Below are 21,633 nucleotides of genomic sequence, written 5' to 3'. Positions count from 1 at the left end.
TCAACCTTTCTGAGGTAGAGCTACTCGGTGAGTATTAGAAATGGATTGGAGCGAGTATGCAAGCCCTTCCTCATCAAAGAAGTTTCGATATGAATTCTCGTACTCTGACTTGACCATATTACGAAAGGCAACCATTTCCTCTCGTTTGCTTGGATCCATATCCGGAATAGCTGCAATAAGACGTTTGGTATAGATATGCTGTGGATTCTCAAAAATGTCATCTGTTGTTCCCTGCTCCACATATCGACCTTTATACATAATCCCAATCTGATCACACATATGCCTTATGATCCCGAGATCATGGCTAATGAACAGATAGGTCAAATTCAATTCCTTTTGAATATCCTGCATGAAGTTTAGCACCTGGGCTTGTACCGATACGTCCAGTGCGGATACAGGCTCATCTGCAATAATCAGTTTTGGCTTCAAGGCGATTGCTCGCGCAATTCCGATCCGCTGACGTTGACCACCCGAGAATTCATGTGGATATTTGTAGATGGATTCAGGACTAAGCCCGACCTTCTCTAGTAATTCTCTTACTTGTTTTTTCTCTTCCGTAGCCGTCAGTCGCTCGTAGTTACGGAGTGGCTCGGCAATAATATCAATAACCCGTTTCTTCGGATTAAGTGATGAATACGGATCTTGGAAGATCATCTGCACATCACGCTGAAGCTGCCGATCTTTACGACGTTCTGTGGCTAGATTTTTGCCATTAAACATGACCTTACCCGCTGTTACGTGATTCAGACCGATAATGGCTCTTCCTGTCGTCGTTTTACCAGAACCAGATTCCCCAACAAGTCCATAGGTTTGTCCTTGTTCGATGGAGAAGCTGACATCATCAACTGCTTTGATACTTCCAATCTCGCGCTTGAGCAAGCCACCACGAATCGGAAAATGTATTTTGAGTCCTTCTACTTCAAGTAATGCCATTATGTTGTTCCTCCTCAGCTTTGATCAGGGAAATGAAAGTGCTGGTAACAGGTGCATCTTACAAAGTGACCTGGCGCAATTTCATGCATCTGTGGGTTCTCTTCATGAGCCGAATCATCAATCCATGGAATTCGAGCCTTGAATCGGCACCCTTGGCGAGGAAGATTTTTAAGTGAAGGAACGATGCCTTGAATGACATGTAGCTTCGACTTCTCATCTGCATCTGTAATCGTAGGAATAGAATTTAAAAGTGAACGTGTATACGGATGTTTAGCATTGCTCATCAAGGTATAGATATCTGCAATCTCAACAATCTCACCTGCATACATTACTGCAACCCGGTCAGCCATCTCAGCTACTACACCGAGGTCATGAGTGATTAGGATGATGCCAGCATTGATCTCATTCTTCAGATCACGAATAAGTTCTAGGATTTGTAGTTGAATGGTAACGTCCAGTGCGGTAGTTGGCTCATCGGCGATCAACAGTTCAGGTTTATTGGCAATCGCAATGGCGATAACAACTCTCTGTCTCATACCGCCTGATAATTCATGAGGGTACTGCTTATAAATATGCTCAGGTCGTGGAATTCCGACTTGGTTAAGCAGATCAATAACTTTCACTTTCTTATCTTTGGAAGAAAGCTTAGGTTGATGCAGCGTCAGAATCTCTTCGATCTGTTCGCCGATAATCATTAGAGGATTTAGTGCTGATAAAGGGTCTTGGAAAATCATACCCATCTCATTACCACGAAGTTTGTTTAATTTGTTAGGAGATATATTAGCTATATCCTGCCCTTTATACAAAATTTGACCTTCAATTTTTGCTTTGTTGTGCAAACCCATAAGTGAGAAGGCAAATGCACTCTTTCCCGAGCCGGACTCTCCCACAATGGCTAACACTTCATTTTTCTTAACGGTAAGGTTAACGTGGTCAACTGCTGCGTAATAGTCATCTTCAATTCTGAAAGATGTAGTTAGATTTCTGACTTCCAATAGGTCTGTATTCAAATCAATCACCCTAACCCCAAAATTTCTGTAGAATGTTTCATCAATAGATGAATGCATCCACTGTATATTTCCATGTTTTTGAAGACAACGAACAAATTTTTATACAAAATACGAATTCAGCAAATGAATTAAATTTTTGTATTTCAATTTAGACCATTGGTCAATTAATGTTGAGCATTCCTACCGGGATTATATAGCAAAATAATTAATGTAATCATACGTGTAAATTTAGGTGACGTCAATGCTTATTTTGAGATTTTTGGAATAAATGTTTTTTATACTACAGTTTTGGGTATTAGCTATGCTAAAAAGGTAAATATTAAGGAGTTTACAGCTTTAGAGGAGGGAAACGTTTGAAAGTTTTACATCAGATAAAGTTTAAAAAATCTAAAATATGACATTAACATTACATATGCAGTGTAAATACGTGTAATATATAATCGAAATAACCTCTTATATTAAGCTCGTATGTTAACTTTATGATATGTGTGGTTAGTATTTGATGTTCAAAAGTAAACGCATACTTACAAACAAATATATACAAATATGATATTGGCTACCCTTATATCGAATCAGTCGTTTATTTCTAGTTATTATAGTATAAATTTTTTTATTTACTGCTGTAAAGGACTAATTGTCATCTTTTATCATTTTTTTTACAAAACAATGAAAAAAGCCCTGCAAAATGCAGGACTTTACTAATAAACATACGTATCATTGCATATTAATAATATTAATTAAGGCATATCCGGCGGTCGTTTACCCCGCTTTAACTCATTAATGCTCAGGCCAAAATCCATTTGTAAATGAGGGTAGTCGGGAAAGTTAGCCCAATCCCCTCCCCAAGTGAATCCGAGGTCTTTTGCGATTGTAACAACCTCCATCCAATCAGGCTCACCATTACCGTTATCGTCACGCTCCATATCCCATACAATCTCACCCTGGGGTGTACGAAGGGCAAAATCAATAGCTAATCCATAGTTGTGATAAGATTCTCCACCCCTGGCATTGGTGACAATGTTCCCTGCACTTGAACGCCCTTGATCGAACAGTGCATCCTGTTCCTCTATACTTCGATAACCATGAGTAATGACAACATCTATGCCGCGCCTGGCTGCTTTTCGAACCAATAGCTCCTCACTCTCAGCAACAAGGGGATGAAGGCCTGTAATGGGAATAACATCTTGCGGGCTTCCCGGCCATATTTCATATACATCATCTTTCTGCTGAAGCCATATATATACAACGACAAGGAACAAAGTAGCGATAAGCCAGAACCGCAGACTACCTTTCCGTTTTTGCTGTTTTTTACGTTTTGATTTGTTCATTATAATCTCCTGATGTGTTGAACTTTAATATAGCCACCTTAATTCAGCCTATACCTTATATCATAACATCGGACTTTCCTAATGCACAATTTAGTGGAAATCTATACGCAGTCGCTGTTCTTGCTTGAGGTTTGTTTATCTAATCAGTAAAAGCTTTGATTGTTTCGTTGCATCTAGTAAGTAACTAATGAATATGCAAAAAAGCAGCCGGCTATAAGCCGACTGCTTGTTATCCATGCTGAGTAAGACTACTCAGTAGTGTATGGCAATAATGCGATTTGACGGGAGCGTTTAATTGCAATCGTCAAAGCACGTTGATATTTAGCGCTAGTACCTGTTACACGGCGTGGCAAAATTTTTCCACGTTCGCTGATAAATTTACGAAGCAAGTCCGTATCTTTATAATCGATGTGAGTAATTTTGTTTGCTGTGAAGAAGCACACTTTACGACGTTTATTACGGCCGCCACGACGTGCCGGTCTTTTATCGTTGTCTCCGCCTTCTCTTTGCTTGAAGCCCATGCTTTTCAGTCCTTTCCTATCATGTAACCCATATCTCCTAAGAGTATCAGCTCATGTTAAAATGGCAAATCATCATCCGATATATCAATCGGTTTTCCGTCATCGGAAAAAGGATCCTGATTGTTGCTACGCGAATTATTGTTATTGTTCGCGCGTCCGCCGCCTCCATAAGAAGGCTCTTCACGCATAGGTTGCCCACCGCCGCCACCGCTATTATCACGGTTAGCTGACTCCAAGAAACGGACATTATCGGCAATGACTTCGGTCACGTATACACGTTTTCCTTCGTTATTCTCGTAGTTCCGTACTTGAATGCGTCCTTCGACTGCAGCCAGGCGTCCTTTGCGCAAGTAGTTTGCACAAGTCTCGGCAAGCTGTCTCCAGGTTACGACCGGAATGAAATCCGCTTCCTTTTCTCCCCCTTGGCTTGTAAACGGTCTGTCCACTGCCAAAGTAAATTGCGTAACTGCTACTCCTGCTGGAGTGTAACGCAACTCAGGATCCCGGGTTAACCGGCCGATCAGAATGACACGGTTCAACAATGTAATCCCCTCCTTCAGAGCGTATTGGTGCGTCGATCACGAGTTTTGTCTTAAGCAGACTTAACGTCGTTTGTAATGAGATAACGAATTACTTCGTCGGAAATCTTCATGAGACGCTCAAGTTCAGTAACAACTGCTGGTTCAGCAGTGAAGTGTACCAAAACATAAACACCATCACGGAATTTCTTGATCTCATACGCAAGACGGCGTTTACCCATAACGTCGTGAGCTGTAACTTCACCACCGCCGTTGGAGATGATGCCTTGGAATTTATCGACTGTAGCTTGAACAACTTCTTGCTCAACGTCAGGACGAATAATGTACATCACTTCATATTTGCGCATAATTTTCACCTCCTTATGGACTCTGGCCCTCAATCTAGGTTGAGAGCAAGGAACGAGCACAAACTCGAACTATATTAATATAACAAATACAGAACCATAATGCAAGCAAACGTTCCCTTTATATATGGCACATGATCACCCCTACTATGGAGCACACTACAGAAGCTACAACGAAATACATTAGGCCAAGGAGGTTTTCATATCATGGGCGAAAGAACTGAATTTGAACCAGGAGACAAAGCTCCAAATGATGGCGAGTACACCGAGGTCGGTGAGAAGAGCTTTCACACGGAAATCAACAATCCAAAGCGAGTAACGCTGCAAAAGGGTGAACCCTTCCCAGAGACAAGCAATCATAATCGTAAGTGGAAGAAGCTGACGAAAGCTCGTGTCCACTAAGTAAACTTTTTTTCAGCTCAACGTATATAAAACGAAATAAAGCACATAATACAATCAGGCGGTGCACGAGAGAGGTGTGGTTCCGTTGGACAACGAAGCCGAACATTCTTTGTTGGAAATGCATCACGTAATATAAGAAGCAAGTGGTTGTGTATAAGACCCTGCGTCCTAAGCACGAGTATTGCTTCAGCAGTACGCCAAGGTTTCTGATCTTTACGCCAGATTGTTTCCTACTAACCGAATGCACCGCCGGATAGAGAGCCCTTAGGGGCTCTTTATTTTTGTGGGTACAGCCACTGCTTGCTTCACTTCATGTCATCGCTTTTACTGTCTTACCAAAAAAGAATGAGCAAACAAAAAAGCCTTCCATATCGGAAGACTTTCTTCTTATATAACTCAACACTTCGTTGAGTAATCGAATGTTTTATCATGTACAAGTGAAGTGGCGGAAAGGGTGGGATTCGAACCCACGCACGCTGTGACACGCCTAGCTGATTTCGAGTCAGCCCCCTTGGGCCTCTTGGGTACCTTTCCGCAGCAATATTGATTATAGCATGATCATTTACAGAACGCAATACTTAGCCCTACCTGCATGTAACCGCTATTTTAGGTATGATTTATTCAACTTCATATCCTTCATTCTGCTTGTGATTTACTCATGATTTACTTACGATCTGCTCATGATTCAGCTAGATCTTCTGCTGACCGCAGCACTTTTTTCATGTTTTTCTCAAACTTAGCTCTTGGAATTAGCACGCTGTGTTTGCACCCTACACATTTAATACGGATATCCATTCCCATACGAATGATCTCCATCTCATTGCTTCCGCATGGATGCTGCTTCTTCATCTGCACGATGTCCCCGAGCTGAAAAATTTTACGCTCCACCTGTGCCATCCCCCTCATTCTGTTCTTGACCTGCTGCCTGCTCTAACGCTGCTTGATTGCTTATCTCTTGATACTCCAGTGATTTCTTCACATCACTTTGAATCTGACGTTCTACAGAAGATCTGGAGTTTGGCATACACTCTGCAACGATGCGAACAACGTACTCTGAGGTAGACATCGATTGAATTCCAAGTACATCTGGAACTTTCACAATGTTGAGATCACGATTCTCAATCCCTACCAGCGCTCGCTTCACCAAATTCACCGATTCATCCAGACTCTGGTCAGCCTTCATTGGAATGTCCACCACGGCTAATGAATTGGACATCGAGAAGTTCGTTACACTGGCAATGGTACCATTGGGTATGATGTGCACCTCACCTTGCCAACTCACCAACTTGGTCGTTCTGAGTCCAATTACCTCAACCGTTCCCTTATACGTACCAGTCTGAATGACATCTCCTACAGCGAATTGATCCTCTAATATAATGAAGAAACCCGTAATAACATCTTTCACTAATCCCTGTGCCCCAAAACCGATTGCTAGCCCGAGCACACCCGCACTGGCAAGTAATGGCCCAACCTTCACATTAATCTCCGATAACACAAGCAATATCATAATGAAGTTACATGTGATGGAGGTTGCATTCTTCATCAACTCGCCTACAGTAACAAATCTGCGAGGATTAACACGAAGCCGACCTTCTTGCTTCTGCTGCATACTGCGATCAATAATACGTGATACAATTTTAATAACAATCCGGGTAGCAATAAAGATAAGTATAATGCGTAGGGAACTGAATAAAATATTGAACCACATATCTGCATCAGCGATTTTGTTCCATAATTGATCTGTCCAGCTTAGAGCTGATTCTAAAGCAGGAGCAGTCATATACTTAAACGACCACATTCATCCATCCCCCTCTACATCGGTATGTTATCATAGCTGTCTTCGTTTTTGAAATAGAGGCCTCGAATCTCCACGAACTCATTCCGAATGATCTGTTGCACCCTCAGCACATCTTCCTTAGGGAACTGAATACAGAGTGCACAGCCTGCTGTAATCTCCTTCGGTGTTGGAAATAAGTCGATCTCAATCTCAGCAAATTCTAATAACATCTCCGCTCGTAGTGCCTGCTGAGTAGAATCAAAAGCAATCAACATCCAATCATCTAACCATTCGTCCATGACCGGCTCCCTTCAACCTTATTTAGCTCCAATTTACCCTCATTCGGTTACATCATAACCTTCTCATGAAAAAGCTTGTCCTGACCAAGTATAAAACGCTCTATCCTTCCATATACTGTTACTACTATTTCAAGGGGAAAGGATAGATCCTATGAAACCCATCTCGCATTCTTTTTCATCCCAAGATATGACCAGCTTGAAAATTCCTCATACCGATCCTGGCGTACACTCTGCCATTATTCATCGTTTAATGTTCCATCTCTACAAAGCCCACTCGTTACAAAATGTTGTAATCGTATGCATCGGTACTGATCGATCCACCGGGGACTGCTTAGGCCCGTTAGTAGGTTCAGCTCTTGCTAAATGGGACAGCCCTCTCTTTCACCTTTATGGCACACTAGACGAACCCGTACATGCTATGAATCTACAAGAAACACTTCACAAAATCCAAGCCACACACCATAATCCATACGTTATCGGAATTGATGCTTGTCTTGGACAATCCTCTAGTGTTGGCTGCATTCAGGTGGTAAATGGACCATTGAAGCCAGGAGCTGGCGTAAATAAAGAATTACCGCCGGTCGGCGATATCCATCTGACAGGTATCGTTAACGTCGGCGGCTTTATGGAATACTTTGTTCTGCAGAATACAAGACTCAGTTTAGTTATGCGCATGTCTGAGATTATATCCAGCAGTCTTTACTCAGCCATTCGAGAATGGCATACTCGCTCTACTCTGCTTGCTGTGCCAGAGTAATCGCTTCTTTCTCTTCAGGGGAAAGTGTATACGTGGACTCTCCCCCTTTAAGAGGTTTAGCATAGACATACGAACCATCACGATTATAAAGACCTGTGAGGATCATACCGTCTTGATTATCATTAATCATTGCCATGGAGAAGCTTAGATCGCTACCTCTTTCACCATAAGCATTATAACGCTTAACCCCTACTTTACCCTGCATATGGGTCAATTTCTGCATGACTGCTTGTAGCTGATTCGTTTGCAGCTTGTGTTCATCTTCAATGCTATCCATCTGAATCTTCAGATTAATTAACAACGTCTCCAGATCTTCTACTCCTGTGCCAGACATCATCGCTTCATATTTCCGTTTAAACTTACGCAACTTTGCACCCTGTGCAATGCTAGTCACCAGCAAGATTACCAATAGTAATGCCATTCCGCCAATAATCCATAGCAATTGTTCCAGAATCAGCTCATTTAGTTCAGCCATGTAGTGTAACTACCCCTCTGTTTGTTTGTTCAGATTAAGGTCTGTATCCTGTAGCATCATGCCTATATTACGAAATCACCTGATCGATCAGCCCTGAAATACAAAAACTCCTCTTAGGATTCCCTAAGCCCCTTCGTATAACCAAGCGATGCGTACCCGGATATATCCACTCACTCTTTATGTCATGGATTGAGATCATAACATGCCTAACGATGATGTATCCATGCGACTTATTTAAATCTTGTTATTTCGTGCACAGCTTCAATTAAAGTGTTCACATCACTTTGGACTGTGTTATACCCTATACTTGCTCTAACCGCTCCACTACGTGTAGTACCTGCGGACTCATGTGCAAGAGGTGTACAGTGAAACCCAGAACGAACTGCAATGTTGTACTGTCGATCCAGTTTAAAAGCGAGTTGGGCTGAATCATGTCCTTCTACCGTAAAGGATAACAATCCAGTTCGTGGGTGCCCAACCTCTGGGCCTAACATTCGAATTCCTGGTACAGAGGCTAACCCTTCCATCATAAACTGTGTTAATTCCCATTCATGTTGGTAGATCCGTTCAGGTGTTAATTCCATCACATGCTTCACACCAGCAGCAAGACCAGCCATGCCTACCGTATTGGGTGTACCAGCTTCATAACGATCGGGACGGACATTAGGTTGCTCTATGGCTTCAGATTGACTTCCTGTCCCGCCATGGAGCAGAGGTTGTACGTCTAACTCTGGAGCTATGTAGAGTCCACCTGTTCCTTGTGGACCTAACAAACCTTTGTGACCAGGAAAGGCAAGCATATCAATGCCAAGTTGCTTCACATCAACAGGCATCACTCCAGCGCTTTGAGCAGCATCTACAAGTAAAGGAATCTGGCGTTTCCGACACATCTGAGAGATTTCACCAACTGGTAAAATACTACCCAACAGATTAGAGCTATGTGTACAGACAACCAGTCGGGTATTCGGTCGAAACATCTTCTCAAGCTGCAATAGATCAACAGTGCCCATAGCATCAACCTTTACATAATCTACGGTTACATTTCGTGATCTACGCATGTACTCCAGCGGACGTCGCACAGAGTTATGTTCAGCCATAGTTGCAATAACATGGTCCCCTTCGCGTAACCATCCCTGAATCGCAATATTCAAAGCCTCTGTTGTATTAGAACCGAGTGAGATATCATTTGCATTGTTCACACCAAACAACGTGGATAATGTCTTTCTAGTGCTAAATAATACGCGACTCGCTTGAACAGCCATCCGATGGCTACCTCTACCGGGATTAGCTCCCGCCATATCCAAAGCCTGCATCATTGCTTCACCAACAGTAGGCGGTTTAGGCCATGATGTTGCAGCATGATCTAGATAGATGACTCTCTCCACCTCATAACCACCTCTGCTTATTCATTAAACGTAATGCCTGCATTTCACCCTAATAAATAAATATGACATATCGTTGCTCCATCGTACAGAGGCGATATGTCATCCCATGAGAAAGCCCCGCATGTTGTTATCGAGCGTGAAACATCGTCTATTGCAGCAGTTCGAGTAGCCGCTCTAGATCTTGTTTGCTGTAGTAGTTGAGCTCAATTTTACCTTTTTCCTTGTTGCTATGCTTGATTTTCACAGTTGTTTTGAACCGCTCTCGAAGGGACTCCTCCACTGTATCAATGAATGGATCCTTCTTCTTCAGTTTAGATTTCGCTTTGCCCTCGATTGCTTTAGCGCGATCCAACTGTTGAACTGCTTCTTCCAACTCTCGCACACTCCACTGTTGCTCAATGGTTTGTTTAGCAAGTTGTTTCATCATATCAAGATCCTTCACACCTACAATGGCACGAGCATGACCCATTGAGAGTGTTCCACGTGAAACATGATCCTTCAATTCATCCGGTAAAGATAACAATCTCAAGAAATTAGCGATATGGGATCGAGACTTGCCCACCTTCACGGAAAGCTCTTCTTGAGTCAAGGCGAACTGATCCATCAACCCTTGATAGGCAACTGCAACTTCCATAGCATTTAGGTTCTCACGCTGAAGATTCTCGATCAGTGCGATTTCCATAACCTGCTGATCACTGAAATTACGAACTACTGCCGGTACAGTGGCATTTCCGCAATATTGAGAAGCTCTGAAACGCCGTTCACCAGCAATAATCTCATACCCTCTCAACACGGTACGTACAATGATCGGTTGTATTACCCCATGCTGGCGAATGGACTCTGCCAACTCATGAATTGCATCCTCATCAAATACTTTACGAGGTTGATAAGGGTTTGCCCGCAATTGACTAATCGGGATCTCAACGATTTTGTCATCATCATTAATTGAAAGCGATGGAATGAGGGCATCCAGACCTTTTCCGAGCCGCTTACTCATATGATATCACTTCCTTTGCGAGCTCTAGATATACTTCTGCTCCCCGGGAACGGGGATCGTACGTAATAATAGACTGTCCATGAGATGGCGCTTCACTGAGTCGAACATTACGTGGGATAATCGTTGAATACACTTTTTGCTGAAAATACTTTTTAACTTCTTCAATGACTTGAATGCCCAGATTCGTACGCGCATCAAACATCGTAAGCAACACACCTTCAATCTGCAAAGAGGTGTTCAGATGTTTCTGAACCAAACGAACGGTGTTAAGCAGTTGGCTCAAACCTTCAAGTGCATAATACTCACACTGAATCGGAATGATCACCGAATCGGAAGCGGTTAACGAGTTAATCGTCAACATGCCAAGGGATGGTGGGCAATCGATCAGTATGTAATCATAATTATTTTTCACCATGGCGAGTGATTTTTTCAAGCGAACTTCGCGTGATATCGTAGATACCAATTCAATCTCGGCTCCAGCGAGCTGAATGGTTGCAGGAATAATATGAAGTCCTTCGATTTGAGTTTCTACAATAGCCTGCTGAGGATGAACTTCATTAATGATGACATCATATATGCAATTAGCCACATCTGCTTTATTGATTCCGACTCCGCTGGTTGTGTTCCCCTGAGGGTCTATATCGACAAGTAGTACTCTTTTCCCGAGTGAAGCCAGTCCTGCACCCAAGTTAACAGATGTTGTCGTTTTCCCTACACCGCCCTTTTGATTTGCTACGGCCATAATCTTAGACAATACCTTCACCTCAAATAAAATAGGAGTCTTTTCTTGTAGGTTATAAGCTACATTTAACACTAAGCAGGTGGCTATCGTCCACACAACAACAACTACCATTTCCTCTATCAATGTCATTCTCCGTGCTATAGACAGAAAAAGCGGCCCATTGCCGCCTGAAGCTTCAATTATTTGCGTTTCGGAATATGGATAACGATTTCATAATGATCCTCATGGTCTTCTTCTTTCGTTTTGATATCCAGACCAGATCCGGAAACCATATCAATCGATTGGCGAATTGTATTCAGTGCAAGTCTAACGTCCTTGGTGAATGAAATGCGTTTCGATTTTTTGATTTTAGAAGATTCCTTATAGAAGGCAACACGTGCTTCGGTTTGCTTCACATTGAGTTCTTTTTCAATAATTTCAGCAAGCAGCTTCATCTGTAATTCTTCTGTATCTAGTGAAAGTAACGCTCTTGCATGTCGTTCGGAGATTTTCCGTTCCATTAGAGCTGCTTTAATACCTTCAGGAAGCTGTAACAAACGAATCTTGTTGGCAATCGTCGACTGACTCTTACCCAAACGCTGTGCTAGACTCTCTTGTGTCAACTGATGCAAATCAATTAGTTTCTGATAGGCCACCGCTTCTTCGATCGATGTTAGTCCTTCACGCTGCAAGTTCTCAATCAATGCAATGGATGCAGCCTGTGAGTCGTTGAATTCACGTACAATGGCTGGAATATGATCCAGACCAAGCTTTCGAACTGCACGCCAGCGACGTTCACCGGCAATAATCTCATATGATCCATTTCGTACGCGGACGACAATAGGTTGAATAACCCCATGTGTCTTGATCGTCTGCAACAACTCGTCAATTTTTTCATCATCAAAGATCGTACGGGGTTGATACGGGCTGCTCACAATTTCATTGACCGGAATTTGTTTTATCTCGTCTCCGTTATTGCGATCCGCCAAACCAAACAACTTCGAAAATTGTTCTTTCATTCCGTATATTACCACCTAGTTTCGTAATAGCTCCTGCTATAATGCAGGTGCTTCTTATTCAATATGCGACCCCATATATACTGTCGTTTTTCGAATAAGTTTTGCCTGTACTAACACTTCCTAATTCAATGACTTACTGTATGAAATGTCTATTCATCTATATCAATCTATGATCTCTGAACCACAGGATCGGCTACTTCTATTCTATCATCTTTTCTATCATAATCCTATGTTTACCTATTCTTTAAACGCTCTTAATTTTCCTGCTTTTTATTCATTCAAATTGAACGATACGGAAGGGATAATTACTTGTCGGAGGGTATTTCTTTCGATATTATGGTAAGTCGTTTCACTTATGTATTATAGAAAAGAAGAATGTTTCACGTGAAACATCACCATACTGTAGTTGCTTTTTCACACGGCTACGATCTACATCCATTATAAATCACTCTTCAATTGACAAAAGCATCACATCTTCGATTTTATATTCCAATCCAGTCCGCCAGTCCACGAACGAGCTTAAGCCTAAAACAACTTACTCTCAGATGAATAATGTAATCTCCTCACACTGTAATCTTCAATCAGTATTCGTTTTCGCTATAATCTATTTCTGTACTGTATTCACATTCACAAAAAAATAGTGCACCCTGCTAATGCGCTGCATTAACAAAGATGCACTATTGTTCTTAATCTACTTGAGCTACCTATAATTACACCAAAGGTGTTTTCATTGGTGTACCTGGTTTACGTGGATACTTATAAGGTGTTTTATCAAACTTTTGAACGAGAATAATATGACGCTCAGATTCCTCCACCGGTAACTGGAATGGATGAACTGCTTTTACTCGTCCCTTCAACTGGTTGAAGCTGAACTCTGCTTCCTTCATTTCTTCGCGCGGGTCGCCACCCTTCATAGCAGCGAAGAATCCACCTTTGCGTACAAATGGCAGGCAGAATTCATTCAATACAGCTAGCTTGGCAACGGCTCGTGCCGTAACGAGATCATAACTATCCCGATACCCTTCTTTACGTCCAAGCTCTTCTGCTCGTCCATGGATCAGTTCAACGTCTGTCAGACCAAGGCGATCCACCACATGCTGCAAGAAACCGATACGCTTATTTAAGGAATCAACGATGGTTATCTTTAAATGTGGAAAACAAATCTTAAGTGGTAATCCCGGGAAACCGGCTCCTGATCCGATATCGGCCAGCTTTTCAACCTTGGAAATATCCGTGTAAAAAGCAAGCGATACTGAATCATAGAAATGCTTCGTATATACCTGTTCCCGCTCTGTGATACCTGTCAAATTCATCTTTTCATTCCAGGCTACAAGATCCTGAAAGTATAATTCAAACTGTTCCAGCTGAAGTTCATTCAGCTCTAATCCATGTTCTTTCAAGCGCAACTGTAGCTGCTGTTGGATAGCGTCCATTATTGTCCCCTTGCTGCGGTTACACGGTTATAATGCTCCAAGTAGACCAGCAATATGGAGATGTCCGCTGGTGTAACGCCAGCAATACGGGAAGCTTGCCCAATCGAGATTGGACGAATCGTAGAGAGTTTCTGCTTCGCTTCCATCGCAAGTCCGTGAACTTCATTATATACAATTGTATCCGGAATTTTCTTCTTCTCCATCTTTTGCAAACGTTCCACGTGGATCAATTGTTTCTCAATATAACCCGCATATTTGATTTGAATTTCGACTTGTTCCTTCATATCAGCAGTCAGTTCAACTTCGGATGGAGAGATCTGCTCGATCCAGTCATACCCCAGTTCAGGACGACGCATCAAGGTCAGCAATGTGCTTCCATCCTGAATTGGTGTTGAACCCGCTTCTTCAAGTTTCGCATTGACATCCACAGGGCGTACTTTTGCTACTTTCAAACGCTCCACTTCAGCATCTACTTTAGCTTTTTTATCGAGGAATTTCGCATAACGTTCTTCTGTAATCAATCCAATATCATGACCAATTTCAGTCAAACGAAGATCTGCGTTATCATGACGAAGCAACAAGCGGTATTCCGCACGTGATGTCAGCAAACGATATGGCTCATTGGTTCCTTTTGTCACGAGGTCGTCAATCAGAACTCCAATGTACCCCTGGGAACGATCAAGCACAACCGGCTCTTTCCCCTGCACTTTACGTGCCGCATTAATACCCGCCATCACACCTTGACCTGCTGCTTCTTCGTACCCAGATGTACCGTTAATCTGTCCTGCAGTGAACAGACCTGGTAAACGTTTTGTTTCGAGTGAAGGCCAGAGCTGTGTAGGTACCATTGCGTCGTATTCAATCGCATAGCCGTTACGCATCATTTCTACTTTTTCCATACCTGGGATGGAACGTAGAACAGCCAGCTGAACGTCCTCTGGCAGACTTGTAGATAGACCTTGCACATAGTATTCCGATGTGTTTTTACCTTCTGGTTCAAGGAAAATCTGATGTTTCGGTTTATCGCTGAATCGAACAATTTTATCCTCAATGGATGGGCAATAACGCGGCCCCGTACCTTCAATAACACCCGAGAACATTGGCGCACGGTGTAGATTATCGTTAATAATCTGATGAGTTTCAACAGATGTATATGTCAGCCAACAAGGCAGTTGCTCATTGTCAGAAGATTCTGTTTCGTAAGAAAAGAATTTCGGCTCGTCATCGCCTGGTTGGATTTCGGTTTTACTAAAATCAATCGTGTCCTTGTGCACACGAGGTGGTGTACCTGTTTTGAAACGAACCAGATCGAAGCCAAGCTCACGTAAATGCTCGGACAATTTGAGTGATGGCTGTTGATTGTTTGGTCCACTTTCATACATCAATTCACCCATAATTACTTTACCACGCAGATAGGTTCCTGTAGTCAGGACAACCGCCTTAGCACGATACTCGGTGCCAGTCTGTGTTACTACGCCTACACACTGATCATCCTCAACGATAAGACGATCCACCATACCTTGGCGCATGGTCAGATTACGCTCGTTCTCCATTGTTTCTTTCATTTTGTGCTGGTATGAGAACTTATCTGCTTGAGCGCGCAGTGCGTGCACTGCCGGCCCCTTACCTGTGTTCAGCATCCGCATCTGAATAAACGTTTTGTCGATGTTCCGCCCCATCTCACCACCGAGCGCATCAATCTCACGCACAACATGCCCTTTTGCCGGTCCACCAATGGATGGGTTACAAGGCATGAACGCTACCATATCCAGATTGATCGTGATCATGAGCGTTTTGGAACCCATACGTGCTGCCGCTAGTGCAGATTCAACCCCTGCATGTCCTGCGCCAACAACGATAACATCATAACTACCGCCATCAAAAGCCATTCTTGTTTACCCCCTTATACCGTCGCACACTTATACTGATGTATGATCGGTTCTAACAACTAGGCGTCTGACTGCCTAATCGTAAATTGAATTTTGAAAATCCGTAACATCTATATCAAAACAATGGGTCATTGTTCATCTAAATCTAAAATACATCTCCTATAATAGGGATTGAACTCATCTATCATACACCTTTTTGATACACGTGCAAGCCTGCAAATTTTACTTTCCTAGACAGAACTGGGAGAAAATCTGATCGATCAATGCATCATGTGCTGTATCTCCTACAATTTCACCTAGGTGCTCCCAAGCGAGTCGCACATCAATCTGAATCATATCAATAGGAATGAACTGTTCTGCTGCCTCATATGCATCTACAAGAGACTGCTTGGCTTTTTTGAGCAACGCAATATGACGCACATTACTAACATATGTGAGATCCGCCGACTCCAGTTTACCGCTGAAGAACAATGTTGAGATTGCTTCTTCCAAGCGATCTACACCGAGATCATCTTTTACCGACATGGGAACAATGCGGTCTTCTGGAATATACCGAAGCAATACATCGCGATCTGCCTGCGGATTTAAGTCCATTTTATTCATAATGATAATTGATTGTCTACCGCGGATTTGTTCCAACAGTTCAATCTCATCCACATGTAGAGGCTCAGCTGCATTAATGACCATCAATAGAAGATCAGCATCATTGACTGCAGAGCGGGAACGCTCGACACCGATCTTCTCAACTACGTCCATCGTCTCACGGATGCCAGCTGTGTCGAGCAGCTTGAGCGGGATATTATTAATCGTAACAAACTCTTCAATAACATCTCGCGTTGTGCCCGGAATATCTGTTACGATTGCTCGATTGTCTTGAGCAAGTGCATTGAGCAATGAGGATTTTCCTACATTAGGTCGTCCAACAATGGCCGTTGTAATACCTTCACGCAGTATTTTACCCTGCTCAGCGGTGACTAGCAATTTATCAATTTCAGTCATGACTAGACTGGATTTTTCCTTAATAAAGTCAGCCGTGAGTGACTCCACATCATGCTCCGGATAATCAATGTTCACTTCGATATGCGCAAGCGTTTCGACCAGCGTATGTCTTAGATCGCGAAGCTTACTGGATAGCTTGCCCTCCACTTGCTTCAGAGCAACGGAGAAAGCACGGTCTGACTTGGAACGGATGAGATCCATAACCCCTTCTGCCTGTGACAGATCGATTCGACCATTAAGAAACGCCCGCTTCGTGAATTCACCCGGTTCGGCCAGACGAATATCAAGCTGAAGCAACAGATCCATTACGCGTTTGACAGATACAACACCACCATGGGCACTGATCTCCACCACATCTTCTGTTGTAAATGATCTCGGTGCTCGCATTACGGTAACTAGTACCTCTTCAACCTTTTCTCCCGTACTTGGTTCAATGATATGACCATAGTGAACGGTATGGGATTCAGCCTGTGTTAATGGTGTTTTACTGCGAAAAATTTTCTCTGTCTCTGATACTGCATCCGGGCCGCTGATCCGGATCACGGCAATTCCCGCTTCTCCGACAGCCGTTGATATTGCTGTGATCGTATCACTGATCATGGTTATCTCTCCTTGCTCTATTTTCAAATTGCCGCCCAGGATTGGACGCCATATCATTTCTAATAAAAGGCTTACGCTTACTTATGGGTAGTTAAATATAAAAGGCTTTTGTACGAAAAAAGCAATGGCTTCTGCACCGGGCAGGCAGCCATTGCGTCTTCAATTCAGTGTTATTTCGTCATAATGACCACACGCCGATTGGGCTCCTCGCCCTTACTATATGTCTTAATCTGCGGGTTATTTTGCAGTTTCGCATGAATCACTTTGCGCTCCAGTGGTGGCATCGGCTCTAGTACAACTTCCTTACCAGAACGAATGGCTTGTCCAGCTAATCGCTCAGCCAGATCCTCCAGTGTCTTCCGTCTACGTTGACGGAAGTTCTCTGCATCAAGCACAATGCGTACGAAACTCTCCGAATAACGATTGGCTACAATGTTTGTTAAATATTGAAGAGCATCTAGCGTTTGCCCACGTCTGCCAATGATCATGCCGAGATCTTCTCCAGCAATATTGAAGACATGTCCATCACGCTGTTTCTTGATATGCACCTCAACATCCAGTCCCATACCTGCTGCCACTTCTTTTAAAAAAGCAGCCGCTTCCTCATAGGGATTTTTAGCTGCGACATCCTCAGGTGCTTCATGCATCTGAGACAAAGACGCAGCTGGCTTGATCGGCTCTGATACGACTTCGGGTACAGGGAGAAGCTTAACTTCTACTTTCGCCGCCTTTACTCCGATCAAACCCAGGAATCCTTTTGACGGCTGCTCTAACACTTGTATCTCGACCTTGTCCCGGCTCACGCCAAGCTCAGCCAATCCTTGGTTTACAGCATCTTCAATGGTTTTTCCTGACGCAATGACTTTGGTCATTTCGATTTTTTGGCCCCTTTCGACCCTTTTCCAGAGACGGTCGCTTTGCCACCGTTTTTGCGTTTAGCTCCTTTTTTGGAAGAGCTGTTCTGCTTCACGTTGACCTCAGCCACGACTTTATCATTATTCCGGTAAAGGAAATAGTTTTGTACGATCGTGTAGATATTACTGTAGAACCAGTAGAGCGGCAAGGCGGACGGGAACTGATACGACATAACGAAGATCAGAATCGGGTACACCCATAGCATGAACTGCATTGGACCGATCTGCTGTGCTGGGTTCATGCGCATCATCATCCATGTTTGAATGAATGTAGTGATGGCAGCGAGCACTGGCAAAATAAACAGGTGATCTGGTTCTCCGAGTTGAAGCCACAAGAAATCGTGAGTTCTTAGACTGGAGTTTCCGTAAATGGAGTTATAAAGTGCGATGTAAATCGGCATCTGAATGATAAGAGGCAGACACCCGGCCATCGGATTAACTTTGTTCTCCTGGAACAACTTCATCGTTTCTTGCTGAACTTTCTCAGGTGTATCTTTATACTTGGCTTGAATCTCCTTAAGTTGCGGCTGAATTGCCTGCATTGCTTTGGAGCTGCGAACTTGCTTCATCGTCAATGGTAAAATCAATGTCCGCACAATAAGCACCATGACTAAGACAGCTAGTCCATATTCGCCGCTGAACCATTCTGCGAACGTATCGAGTGCATAAGAGAACCAGTAAACTACATTACTTTGCCAGAATGAATCACTGTTCTTCAGATCTTCTGTAGTAACCCCGGCTCCTTGCGGAGCACATCCAGCTAATACAGAGACCATTGCAATAACTGCAATGAGGAGAATCCACTTCCCCTTTGATGTCTTCAATCGCGACACTTCATAACCCCTCTCTTAACCATTCCATTCCACCGTAAATCATACCATAATTAGGAGGACAAATAAACCAAGGCTTACCTTTTATTAGGCTTCAAAAGAGCCGCCTTACGCATCACATGCATAAGGCTTTTCTCCATCTCCTGATAGGTCATGTCCAGCGCACCTTTTCTGACAATAAAGATCAGATCCATTTGCGTAACAATCTCTTTCTCGTGATGCCGTATAATTTCCTTAATCATACGTCTCATCCGATTGCGTACGACAGCGTTTCCGATTTTCTTGCTGCATGATACGCCTACTCGGAATTGCTCAGTATCTTTACGGCGGCAGCCATACACCACAAACTGATGATTGGCAAACGATTTCCCATACCGGTATACGCGGCTAAAGTCCGCCCGGTTTCGTAAACGCAGTCTTTTGTACACGGCGCTTCTCCTTGCTGTTCTCCACCATCATGTATTGACGGAGGCCTCATTACTGATTTAGTATAGGCTTTCTTGAATGACAGTAAACTGTCTTAATCACAACTTCATCACGAATCAATGACGACTGAGTACCCGAATTGGACACTCATTTTATTGTGATAAATATGAATTACTTGCACTAAGAGCAAGCATTGACCCTGGATTAATATGAATCGGTCATTTCGGCCAAAACATAATTGTCCTATATATATTAAGGTATGTTTCCAAAAAAAAGTACGCTTTCGAGAACATTCAACATACATTAAGGTTGTGAATTCTGACTCTTCGAAGTCAATTCAGACCAGATCTGTAGAAGCATCAAGTCCGAATTGATCTGATATTAAGAAAAAAAAAGACCACCTCGGTGGTCTTCACATGCATTAAGCACTCAGGACTTTACGGCCTTTCAGGCGACGTGCTGCCAAAACTTTACGGCCGTTGCTCGTGCTCATTCTTTTCCGGAAACCATGAACTTTTTTACGTTTGCTAACGTTCGGTTTGAATGTAGGTCTCAATGTATTGCACCTCCTTACAAGGAAATACTTATGTGATGAATCATTTTCATCTTCACAGAAAACACCTTTATATATTTAACCACGTACAACTGGAAAAGTCAACTGAAACCCATACGACTCCTCCCTCTTTCTAAACGCCGTTGTCATCTACGATTGGGCACTCTTCCTGAACAGCTGGAATTTCCAATTGGCACATACGGTTAACTTGCCAAAAAGTTATCCCCACCCACCTTCCTAAAATCACTGTTTATCGTGATATCAGGTTATCCACACCTCAAAATATTGATCATTACCTCATTATTATAATCTTTTGAGTTATTCACATGTGGATAATGATATAAAAATATCTGACTTGTTTGTGTCCATCTCAATAGGGGTATTCTTTACTTGCGAATTAACGACGAAGTTTCCATGTCAGATTTTCTCGTAAAATGTTTCCCTCTGCTGCGTATATTTAAAATTGAATGTATCCGCTTTAACGGTGAGGTTTACAAGTTTTCAAGAAAGGTGTAGGATACAAATACATCTTGTATACAAGTATACTTATTGGTTTTTCCCTGACCTTAACGATGACTAATGTTGCCTTATGATTCTTGTCGATTATGATCACATATGCTCATTCGATAAACGGTTATGCTATGATCAATAGGAACTGATTATTTGAATAGGAGCGTTACCCATTATGCTGTTTCCATCTTCTTGGTTGCAAGGTGCTTCCCGAGGGGAAGCCATTGCCTGCGAACTAAGGCTGCGTATTATTAGCGGAACCCTTCGTCCTGGAGAGGTTTTATCAGAGAATCGCATTGCCGCTGATTTTGACAGTAGCCGTTCACCTGTGCGTGAGGCTTTGAGAACATTGTCTAATGAAGGACTAATTCGTCTGGAACGAATGGGCGTGGTTGTTCTCGGATTGAAAATTAAAGACGTCGAAGAGTTATATGATGTCCGTTTTCTAATTGAAAGCTTTGTCCAACAACGGCTAGCAAGTGCCGTTCCAGAACAATTAATTACACAACTCCATAATATCATCGACAAAATGGAGCTGGCTGGACGCCATCAAGATGCGGTTGAGTTTGCTTACCAGGATCTAATTTTTCACGAGACGATCATTGAAGCCGCTGAGCATTCGCGCATTTCACATCTCTGGCGGAGCATCCGATATGTTGTGATGACGGTCATGTTACTTACAACGAAGGAAGTATTTAATCAAGGCGAGCAGAAAGTAAGCGCTGTAATTGAGAAACACCGTTTGTTAATTCAAGCCCTTGAGTCTGGAGACAAAAGCTTAATTCAGGCGGGCGTACGCCAATACTTCAAGGATTCCGGCAAAACGTTACACGATAGCTTTGATATATGATGATCGCACGGCTGACCATTGTGATCGTCAAGCTCTTCCAAACGTACTTTCCATCTACAACCTAGAGGGTAATGGGGTTTGTACTGAGATTGCAATCATTTTCGAAATGAATGATTGCGCTT

The 21,633-nt window shown here is 42.9% G+C and carries 24 protein-coding genes and 1 tRNA gene; 3 read left to right on the top strand and 22 right to left on the bottom strand.

What is annotated here, in order from left to right; genetic code table 11:
- The 6 genes from MH215_RS13710 to rpsF form a co-directional block, all read right to left on the bottom strand.
- Positions 1 to 933, bottom strand: coding sequence for an ABC transporter ATP-binding protein (locus MH215_RS13710; protein ID WP_056697531.1), 933 nt, complete (start codon positions 931 to 933; stop codon positions 1 to 3).
- A gap of 14 nt (positions 934 to 947) precedes the next feature.
- Entirely contained in the window at positions 948 to 1,943 is a 996-nt protein-coding gene (locus tag MH215_RS13705; protein WP_275446147.1) for an ABC transporter ATP-binding protein, read from the bottom strand.
- Between the two features lie 737 nt (positions 1,944 to 2,680).
- Positions 2,681 to 3,271, bottom strand: a complete 591-nt coding sequence (locus tag MH215_RS13700; RefSeq protein ID WP_239290870.1) for a M15 family metallopeptidase — start codon at positions 3,269 to 3,271, stop codon at positions 2,681 to 2,683.
- Between the two features lie 248 nt (positions 3,272 to 3,519).
- On the bottom strand, positions 3,520 to 3,792 hold the full coding sequence (gene rpsR, locus MH215_RS13695) for a 30S ribosomal protein S18 (protein ID WP_056697535.1): 273 nt from the start codon (positions 3,790 to 3,792) through the stop codon (positions 3,520 to 3,522).
- A gap of 56 nt (positions 3,793 to 3,848) precedes the next feature.
- A complete protein-coding gene (gene ssb / locus MH215_RS13690) occupies positions 3,849 to 4,334 on the bottom strand; it encodes a single-stranded DNA-binding protein (protein ID WP_017691432.1) in 486 nt (161 codons plus the stop codon).
- Positions 4,335 to 4,384: 50 nt separating this feature from the next.
- Positions 4,385 to 4,678: a 30S ribosomal protein S6 gene (gene rpsF, locus MH215_RS13685; protein ID WP_024629534.1), complete on the bottom strand. Its 294-nt coding sequence runs from the start codon at positions 4,676 to 4,678 to the stop codon at positions 4,385 to 4,387.
- Positions 4,679 to 4,882: 204 nt separating this feature from the next.
- Here rpsF and MH215_RS13680 point away from each other — a divergent pair, with 204 nt between their 5' ends.
- Positions 4,883 to 5,077, top strand: coding sequence for a YjzC family protein (locus MH215_RS13680; protein ID WP_056697536.1), 195 nt, complete (start codon positions 4,883 to 4,885; stop codon positions 5,075 to 5,077).
- Between the two features lie 443 nt (positions 5,078 to 5,520).
- On the opposite strand, the gene MH215_RS13675 is transcribed toward MH215_RS13680, so the two are convergent.
- The 4 genes from MH215_RS13675 to MH215_RS13660 form a co-directional block, all read right to left on the bottom strand.
- Positions 5,521 to 5,611: transfer RNA gene (locus tag MH215_RS13675), tRNA-Ser, on the bottom strand.
- Between the two features lie 144 nt (positions 5,612 to 5,755).
- Positions 5,756 to 5,965: a DUF951 domain-containing protein gene (locus tag MH215_RS13670; protein ID WP_056697538.1), complete on the bottom strand. Its 210-nt coding sequence runs from the start codon at positions 5,963 to 5,965 to the stop codon at positions 5,756 to 5,758.
- The gene (locus MH215_RS13665; RefSeq protein ID WP_239290868.1) at positions 5,955 to 6,875 is read right to left on the bottom strand and encodes a mechanosensitive ion channel family protein; all 921 of its coding nucleotides are present in this window, start codon (positions 6,873 to 6,875) and stop codon (positions 5,955 to 5,957) included. Before MH215_RS13665 ends, MH215_RS13670 begins: the two co-directional genes overlap by 11 nt.
- 14 nt (positions 6,876 to 6,889) lie before the next feature.
- The gene (locus tag MH215_RS13660; protein ID WP_056697542.1) at positions 6,890 to 7,153 is read right to left on the bottom strand and encodes a putative Se/S carrier protein; all 264 of its coding nucleotides are present in this window, start codon (positions 7,151 to 7,153) and stop codon (positions 6,890 to 6,892) included.
- Between the two features lie 151 nt (positions 7,154 to 7,304).
- Here MH215_RS13660 and yyaC point away from each other — a divergent pair, with 151 nt between their 5' ends.
- The gene (gene yyaC / locus MH215_RS13655; protein WP_056697544.1) at positions 7,305 to 7,910 is read left to right on the top strand and encodes a spore protease YyaC; all 606 of its coding nucleotides are present in this window, start codon (positions 7,305 to 7,307) and stop codon (positions 7,908 to 7,910) included.
- Here yyaC and MH215_RS13650 read toward each other — a convergent pair.
- From MH215_RS13650 to rpmH, 12 genes are all read right to left on the bottom strand, one after another.
- Positions 7,885 to 8,385, bottom strand: coding sequence for a DUF4446 family protein (locus tag MH215_RS13650; protein WP_128104232.1), 501 nt, complete (start codon positions 8,383 to 8,385; stop codon positions 7,885 to 7,887). The genes yyaC and MH215_RS13650 overlap by 26 nt on opposite strands.
- A 230-nt stretch (positions 8,386 to 8,615) precedes the next feature.
- On the bottom strand, positions 8,616 to 9,770 hold the full coding sequence (locus tag MH215_RS13645; protein WP_239290866.1) for an aminotransferase class V-fold PLP-dependent enzyme: 1,155 nt from the start codon (positions 9,768 to 9,770) through the stop codon (positions 8,616 to 8,618).
- A 148-nt stretch (positions 9,771 to 9,918) separates the two neighbouring features.
- Positions 9,919 to 10,767: a ParB/RepB/Spo0J family partition protein gene (locus MH215_RS13640; protein WP_056697549.1), complete on the bottom strand. Its 849-nt coding sequence runs from the start codon at positions 10,765 to 10,767 to the stop codon at positions 9,919 to 9,921.
- Positions 10,760 to 11,521: a ParA family protein gene (locus MH215_RS13635; RefSeq protein WP_056697605.1), complete on the bottom strand. Its 762-nt coding sequence runs from the start codon at positions 11,519 to 11,521 to the stop codon at positions 10,760 to 10,762. The genes MH215_RS13640 and MH215_RS13635 overlap by 8 nt, the downstream gene beginning before the upstream one ends.
- A gap of 167 nt (positions 11,522 to 11,688) precedes the next feature.
- Positions 11,689 to 12,507 (bottom strand): nucleoid occlusion protein, encoded by an 819-nt coding sequence (noc, locus tag MH215_RS13630; RefSeq protein ID WP_056697550.1) that lies wholly within the window; start codon positions 12,505 to 12,507, stop codon positions 11,689 to 11,691.
- Between the two features lie 710 nt (positions 12,508 to 13,217).
- Positions 13,218 to 13,940, bottom strand: a complete 723-nt coding sequence (rsmG, locus tag MH215_RS13625) for a 16S rRNA (guanine(527)-N(7))-methyltransferase RsmG (protein ID WP_239290865.1) — start codon at positions 13,938 to 13,940, stop codon at positions 13,218 to 13,220.
- Positions 13,940 to 15,829: a tRNA uridine-5-carboxymethylaminomethyl(34) synthesis enzyme MnmG gene (gene mnmG, locus MH215_RS13620; protein WP_239290864.1), complete on the bottom strand. Its 1,890-nt coding sequence runs from the start codon at positions 15,827 to 15,829 to the stop codon at positions 13,940 to 13,942. Before mnmG ends, rsmG begins: the two co-directional genes overlap by 1 nt.
- A 222-nt stretch (positions 15,830 to 16,051) precedes the next feature.
- Positions 16,052 to 17,428 carry a tRNA uridine-5-carboxymethylaminomethyl(34) synthesis GTPase MnmE gene (gene mnmE, locus MH215_RS13615; RefSeq protein WP_239290863.1) on the bottom strand — a complete coding sequence of 459 codons (1,377 nt, stop codon included), beginning with the start codon at positions 17,426 to 17,428 and terminating at the stop codon, positions 16,052 to 16,054.
- Between the two features lie 170 nt (positions 17,429 to 17,598).
- Positions 17,599 to 18,300 (bottom strand): RNA-binding cell elongation regulator Jag/EloR, encoded by a 702-nt coding sequence (gene jag, locus MH215_RS13610; protein WP_239290862.1) that lies wholly within the window; start codon positions 18,298 to 18,300, stop codon positions 17,599 to 17,601.
- Complete coding sequence (locus MH215_RS13605; RefSeq protein ID WP_056697557.1) at positions 18,297 to 19,175, bottom strand: YidC/Oxa1 family membrane protein insertase; 879 nt, start codon at positions 19,173 to 19,175, stop codon at positions 18,297 to 18,299. Before MH215_RS13605 ends, jag begins: the two co-directional genes overlap by 4 nt.
- A 74-nt stretch (positions 19,176 to 19,249) precedes the next feature.
- Positions 19,250 to 19,600, bottom strand: a complete 351-nt coding sequence (rnpA, locus tag MH215_RS13600; protein ID WP_239290861.1) for a ribonuclease P protein component — start codon at positions 19,598 to 19,600, stop codon at positions 19,250 to 19,252.
- 419 nt (positions 19,601 to 20,019) lie between these two features.
- On the bottom strand, positions 20,020 to 20,154 hold the full coding sequence (gene rpmH / locus MH215_RS13595) for a 50S ribosomal protein L34 (protein ID WP_024629517.1): 135 nt from the start codon (positions 20,152 to 20,154) through the stop codon (positions 20,020 to 20,022).
- Between the two features lie 682 nt (positions 20,155 to 20,836).
- Between rpmH and MH215_RS13590 the strand changes: the two genes are divergently transcribed.
- On the top strand, positions 20,837 to 21,511 hold the full coding sequence (locus tag MH215_RS13590; protein ID WP_239290860.1) for a GntR family transcriptional regulator: 675 nt from the start codon (positions 20,837 to 20,839) through the stop codon (positions 21,509 to 21,511).
- The last annotated feature ends 122 nt before the right edge of the window (positions 21,512 to 21,633 follow it).

Origin of the sequence: Paenibacillus sp. ACRSA (assembly GCF_022346845.1) — a bacterium.
Classification (GTDB): Bacteria; Bacillota; Bacilli; order Paenibacillales; family Paenibacillaceae; genus Paenibacillus.
This window is presented reverse-complemented; position numbering and strand designations above follow the sequence as displayed.